Here is a 5,493-nt window from a genome sequence, read left to right as displayed (position 1 = left end):
CGCCACCGGCCTCTCGGCCGGGGCGGGAAAAGGGATTCCCACAAAAACCGGGCAAACCGCCAAGCTGGGGGGGGGGGGGGGGGGGGGGGGGGGTCCTCCCCCCCCCCCCCCCCGCCGTCCGTCTGCCGCCCCGTCGACCGGCGCCCGTGCGGTGATCGGTCCACCGGAGCGAAGAGGCGCAGGTCTTCCCGGTAACTGTGCACGCAGTCAAGACGATCGCTGTCCGGCCATCCGGGTCGCCGGAGTTTCGCCGGTCTTCGTACCCGATCCTCGTCATGATCATCAGGCCGGCGACCGGCCCGGTTCAGCCGATATGGTGGGGCCCATGGACGCATCCCCGGTCAGTCGTGTGACCGCCTTCGCCAGTCTCTTCAACTTCCGTGACGTCGGCGGCTACGCCGGACTCGACGGGCGTACGGTCCGTTGGCGCCGGCTGTACCGGTCGGACTCGTTGCACCGGATCGACGACGCCGACCAGGCGATCCTCGCCGATCTGGGCATCCGTACCGTGCTCGACCTGCGTCGACCGCACGAGGTGGAACGCGACGGTCGGGTGCCGGCCTACGACGGGCTGGACTACCGGCACATCCACCCGGAGCACCGGGAGTGGGACGAGGTCCCGTACGACGAGCAGCTCGGCGTGGCCGGGTACCTCGCCGAGCGGTACCGGGACCTGGCCGAGACCGGGGCCGCCGGTATCGCGCGGGCGATCGGGACGATCGCCGACGAGGACGCGGCGCCGGTGGTGGTGCACTGCGTGGCAGGTAAGGACCGGACCGGGGTGGTCTGCGCGCTGACCCTGTCCGTGCTCGGGGTGAGCGACGCCGACATCGCCGCGGACTACGCCCTGAGCACCGAGGCGTCCGAGCGGTTCCGGAACTGGATCACCACCCAGCTACCCCCGCGCGACTTCCCCACCCCGCAGCCCTACTACTCGTCCCCCGCCGAAGCCATGACGATCTTCCTCAACACCCTCCGCACCCGCCACGGCTCGGTAGAGCAGTACCTCCGAACCGCCGGCCTCTCCCCCACCCAAATAACCGCCCTCCGCACCCACCTCCTCACCTAAATCCCCCCACCCCCACCCCCACCCCCCACAAACGCGTTGATCATGAAGTTAGCGCGCCGAAACGGCGGAAAACTGCGCTAACTTCATGATCAACGGCGAGATCCCCGGGGGCCGGCGGGCGGCATTGGGGTTAGTGGATGTGGTGGACCCAGTTGTGGGGGTCCGTTGCGCGGCCGCGTTGGAGGTCTACCAGGCGTTGGCGGAGGGCGGTGGTGGTTTCGCCGGGGGTGCCGTCGGCGATGGAGAACTCGCCGCCGGGGAAGCGGACCGTGCCGATCGGGGTGATCACGGCCGCGGTGCCGCAGGCGAAGACCTCACGGAGCTTGCCGCTGGCGGCGTCGGCCTGCCAGTCAGCGAAGCTGACCGGTCGCTCGACCACCGTACGGCCGTCCTCGCGGGCCAGGGTCAGCACCGAGTCCCGGGTGATGCCGGGCAGGATCGTGCCGGTCAGTGGCGGGGTGACCAGGGTGCCGTCGTCGTAGACGAAGAAGATGTTCATTCCGCCGAGTTCGTCGACGTACCTGCGCTCCACCGCGTCGAGGAAGACCACCTGGTCGCAGTCGTGCTCCATCGCCTCGGCCTGGGCGACCAGGGAGGAGGCATAGTTGCCGCCGCACTTGGCCGCACCGGTGCCACCGGGGGCGGCGCGGGTGTAGTTCGGCGAGACCCAGACGTTGACCGGCTTGACCCCACCGGAGAAGTACGACCCCACGGGCGACGCGATCACCACGAAGAGGTACTCGTTGGCCGGGCGTACGCCGAGGAAGACCTCGCTGGCGAACATGAACGGACGCAGGTAGAGGGTGCCGTCGTCGGCGGTCGGGATCCACTCCCGGTCGGCCTCGATCAGGTGGTGCAGCGCGTCGAGGAAGACCTGCTCCGGCAGCGCCGGCATGGCCATCCGGCGGGCCGACTCCACGAACCGCGCGGCGTTGGCCTCGGGCCGGAACAGGGTCACCCCGCCGTCGGCCGCGTGGTACGCCTTCAGCCCCTCGAAGATCTCCTGGGCGTAGTGCAGGGCCGCGGTCGCCGGGTCCATCGGGATCGGGCCACGGGCTTCGACGCGTGCGTCGTACCAACCCTTGCCCTCGGCGTAGCGGATCGTGACCATGTGGTCGGTGAAGACCCGACCGAATCCGGGATTTGCCATCAGCGCGGCCCGCTCGGCGGCGGATACCGGCTGAGGATTCGGACGGATCTCGAAGTCGAGCTTGTCACCACCGCTCATCGCGCTGACCTCCATGGGGTACGGCACGCGGACGGGGGCGTGCCGAAAGAGAGACTGGTGCCTGAAAACTTACCCCGAACGTTCGTTCAACGGGAGTCTCCGGTCGGCTGATCGACGGAGACCGACCGGAGCCGATCACGCACGGCAATGCCCGCGCCCGTCCCGGAGTTGCGGGGACGGGCGTCGAACAGGGGAAAGACGGGTGTCCGGTGGTAGCCGGTGCCGGGTCAGGCCGCCGCGTGGGCGGCGAGCCGGTCGCCAACCTCGGCGGTGCGCAGCCCCGCGCCCGGCGTACGGGCGGCAAGCTCGGCCGCGACCGCCCCGGTTACTCGGGCGGCCGCCTCGGTGTGACCGAGGTGGTCGAGGAGCAGTGCGGCGGAGAGTACGGCGGCGGCCGGATCGGCGACGCCCTGTCCGGCGATGTCCGGGGCGGAGCCGTGTACCGGCTCGAACATGGACGGGTAGGACCGCTCGGGGTTGATGCTGCCGCTGGCGGCGAGCCCGATGCCACCACTGACGGCGGCGGCGATGTCGGTGAGGATGTCGCCGAAGAGGTTGTCGGTCACCACGACGTCGTACCGCTGCGGCTGGCTGACCAGGAACATCGCCGCCGCGTCCACGTGTTGGTACTCGGTCTCGACGTCCGGGTGTTCGGCGGCGACGGCCGCGAACGCGCGGGCCCAGAGCGAGCCGGCGTGGGTGAGCACGTTGGTCTTGTGGACCAGGGTGACCTTGCGCCGCTCGCGCCGCTGCGCGCGGGCGAACGCGTCCCGGATGACCCGCTCGACGCCGTGGCGGGTGTTGAGGCTCTCCTCGGTGGCCACCTCGGCCGGGGTGCCCCGGTGCAGCGAGCCGCCGGCACCGGCGTAGAGGCCCTCGGTGCCCTCCCGGACCACTACCAGGTCGATCTCACCCGGCTTGACGGTGGCCAGCGGGCTGACCGTGCCGGGCCAGAGCCGGGACGGGCGGAGGTTGACGTACTGGTCGAAGTCGAAGCGGAGCTTGAGCAGCAGGCCGCGTTCGAGCACGCCGGGCGGGACGGTGGGGTCGCCCACCGCGCCGAGCAGGATGGCGTCGTGCTCGGCCAACTCGGCCAGGACCGAGTCCGGCAGCACCTCGCCGGTGCGGTGGTAGCGCGCGGCGCCAAGGTCGTATTCGGTGGCCTCGACCCCCGGCAGCACCGCGTCGATGACCTTGCGGGCCTGCGCGACCACCTCCGGTCCGATGCCGTCACCAGCCACCACCGCGATCCGTGCCACCGACACGTCACTACCCCTCTGTCTTTTGCGCCGTCTAGGAAACGTTAAGGCTACGTCTCGATTTCCGGTACGCCGGTCCTACCATTTGGGAAGCGAAAACCCTCAGGACACTCTCAGCCGATACCCATGAGTCGGCCATCTTCGCTGCTTATGGTGCTTCGGGTGGGTCGAACACAGGCTCCGGGCCGATCCCGCAGCGACCCGCGAAGGAGGCTGGAAGATGCCGATAAGTGAACGCAGCCGAACCGATCGTCACCGCTGGGTGGAGAACCGCCCGGCGCAACCCGACTTTCGGCTCGGCGGCGGTCCCGGCCCCGGCCTGCCCGGCCGACCCGGCGCCGGGCTGACCGTCGCCCGCGCCGACCGGCTGGTCGCCCGGCACACCGTACGGACCTCGATCGCCGAATACTCGCTGGTCGTGAACGGTCCCGCCTGGTGGGGGCGGCGGGGACTCGGCGAGGCGCTGCGGGACGCGGTGGCGGAACTGCGGGCGATCGACCTCACCTACAGCCCGGCCCGACCGGAGAGCCTCGTGAGCCGGCTGCGCCGGGGCGAGATCTCCCCCGACGCGTACCCGCCGCTGGCCGACCTGGTCGCCCGGTGCGCGGCGATGCGGGCGGCCACCGACGGCTGGTTCGACGCGTGGGCCGTACCGGGCGGGTTCGACCCCGGCGGACTGCTCAAGGGTTGGGCGGTCGAGCGGGCGGCGGCCCGGTTGCGGGCCGCCGGAAGCGAGGACTACGCCGTACTCAGCGGCGGTGACCTGGTCGTACGCGGACGCGCACCGCACGGCGGCCCGTGGCGGGTCGCGGTGCACCGCCCCAGCGGCGGGCACCACCCGAACGAGGGAAAATACCCGGTGAACCGGGCCCATCCGGTCGGCGCCCAGCGGGCCCCGCTGACCCTGGAACTGACCGGCGGGGCGATCGGCAGTTCCGGCGTGGCCGGACGTCGGGAACACGTGGTGGACCCGCACACCGGTCTGCCGGCCCGTCAACTCGTCGCGACCACGGTCGCCGGCCCGGACCTCTCCGTCGCCGACGGATACGCCACCGCGCTGTACGCCGCCGGTCCGGCCGGGCTGGACTGGTTCCCCACCGCCAACGGCTACCGCGCGCTGATGGCCGTACCGCGTCCGCCCGGCACCGCGCGCTGACGGGGCTGGCGGAGAGACGGCCGCGAACGGCCCCCACGGTCTCGGCAATGATCGTGGGGGCCGGCCAGCGACGAGTACGCGTGGCTCGCGTACACGGGGTGCCGGTTACCCGGTTGGTCGACGCGCGCTCATCACCCGAAGACGAGTCCACGTCAGGGAACTCACCGGGTATCCAGTATGGAACCTAACCAATCGACGCAACTCGCCGCAAGGCCGCGTGCACGACGCGTCGCTTGAGGATATGCACCGCGAGTCAAGCGGGGTATGCACAAATCGGTGAACGACGGATGGCACCCTGTACCACCGTGAGTTTCGATCTGGTTGTGTGGGCCCTGCAGCACGGGGCCTCGTCAGCGGACGTGCGGGCGGCCCATGCACGGTGCCGTCAGGGTCAGCACGTCCAGGGTGCACCACAGCCCCGGCTGGTCATGTTCCACCGGGCGCTCATGGCGCACCACCCGGACCGGGTCCCCGCACCCGGCTCGCCCTGGGAGGTGGTCCCGCTGCACCTGGCGGCGGACCACATCGAGATGAAACTCAGTCCCAGCTGCGACGACGAGGTACTGCTCCTGATCGAGCGGCTTGCCGGCGAACACGGCCTGCTGCTGCTCGACCCCCAGGACGGTTCGGTCTATCCCCCACCGGCAACGGTGATCCGCTGACCCGTCGGGGGGGGGGGGGGGGGGGGGGAGGAGGGGGAGGGTTTCCCCATCCCCGCTGGTGTTTTTTTTCTCAGCCGGTCAAACCGGGGGGTGACCTCCCGACCACACCGGCGCCCCAA

Annotated in this window: 5 protein-coding genes; 3 read left to right on the top strand and 2 right to left on the bottom strand. The window is 70.8% G+C overall.

Annotated elements, in window-relative coordinates; all coding sequences use genetic code 11:
- Positions 1-325: 325 nt before the first annotated feature.
- The gene (locus ACZ6QQ_RS05200) at positions 326-1,069 is read left to right on the top strand and encodes a tyrosine-protein phosphatase (RefSeq protein ID WP_465874567.1); all 744 of its coding nucleotides are present in this window, start codon (positions 326-328) and stop codon (positions 1,067-1,069) included.
- 130 nt (positions 1,070-1,199) lie between these two features.
- On the opposite strand, the gene ACZ6QQ_RS05195 is transcribed toward ACZ6QQ_RS05200, so the two are convergent.
- Both ACZ6QQ_RS05195 and ACZ6QQ_RS05190 read right to left on the bottom strand, forming a co-directional pair.
- A complete protein-coding gene (locus ACZ6QQ_RS05195) occupies positions 1,200-2,297 on the bottom strand; it encodes a branched-chain amino acid aminotransferase (protein ID WP_465874565.1) in 1,098 nt (365 codons plus the stop codon).
- A 227-nt stretch (positions 2,298-2,524) separates the two neighbouring features.
- Positions 2,525-3,556 carry a 3-isopropylmalate dehydrogenase gene (locus ACZ6QQ_RS05190; RefSeq protein ID WP_465875017.1) on the bottom strand — a complete coding sequence of 344 codons (1,032 nt, stop codon included), beginning with the start codon at positions 3,554-3,556 and terminating at the stop codon, positions 2,525-2,527.
- A gap of 220 nt (positions 3,557-3,776) precedes the next feature.
- Between ACZ6QQ_RS05190 and ACZ6QQ_RS05185 the strand changes: the two genes are divergently transcribed.
- Together ACZ6QQ_RS05185 and ACZ6QQ_RS05180 are read left to right on the top strand one after the other, a co-directional pair.
- The gene (locus ACZ6QQ_RS05185; RefSeq protein WP_465874563.1) at positions 3,777-4,712 is read left to right on the top strand and encodes an FAD:protein FMN transferase; all 936 of its coding nucleotides are present in this window, start codon (positions 3,777-3,779) and stop codon (positions 4,710-4,712) included.
- Positions 4,713-5,158: 446 nt separating this feature from the next.
- Complete coding sequence (locus ACZ6QQ_RS05180) at positions 5,159-5,374, top strand: hypothetical protein (RefSeq protein WP_465874562.1); 216 nt, start codon at positions 5,159-5,161, stop codon at positions 5,372-5,374.
- Positions 5,375-5,493: the final 119 nt, after the last annotated feature.

Source organism: Micromonospora sp. NPDC049529, assembly GCF_055586685.1.
The sequence above is the reverse complement of the archived record's forward strand: the minus strand, read 5'-3'. Positions and strand labels throughout refer to the sequence as shown.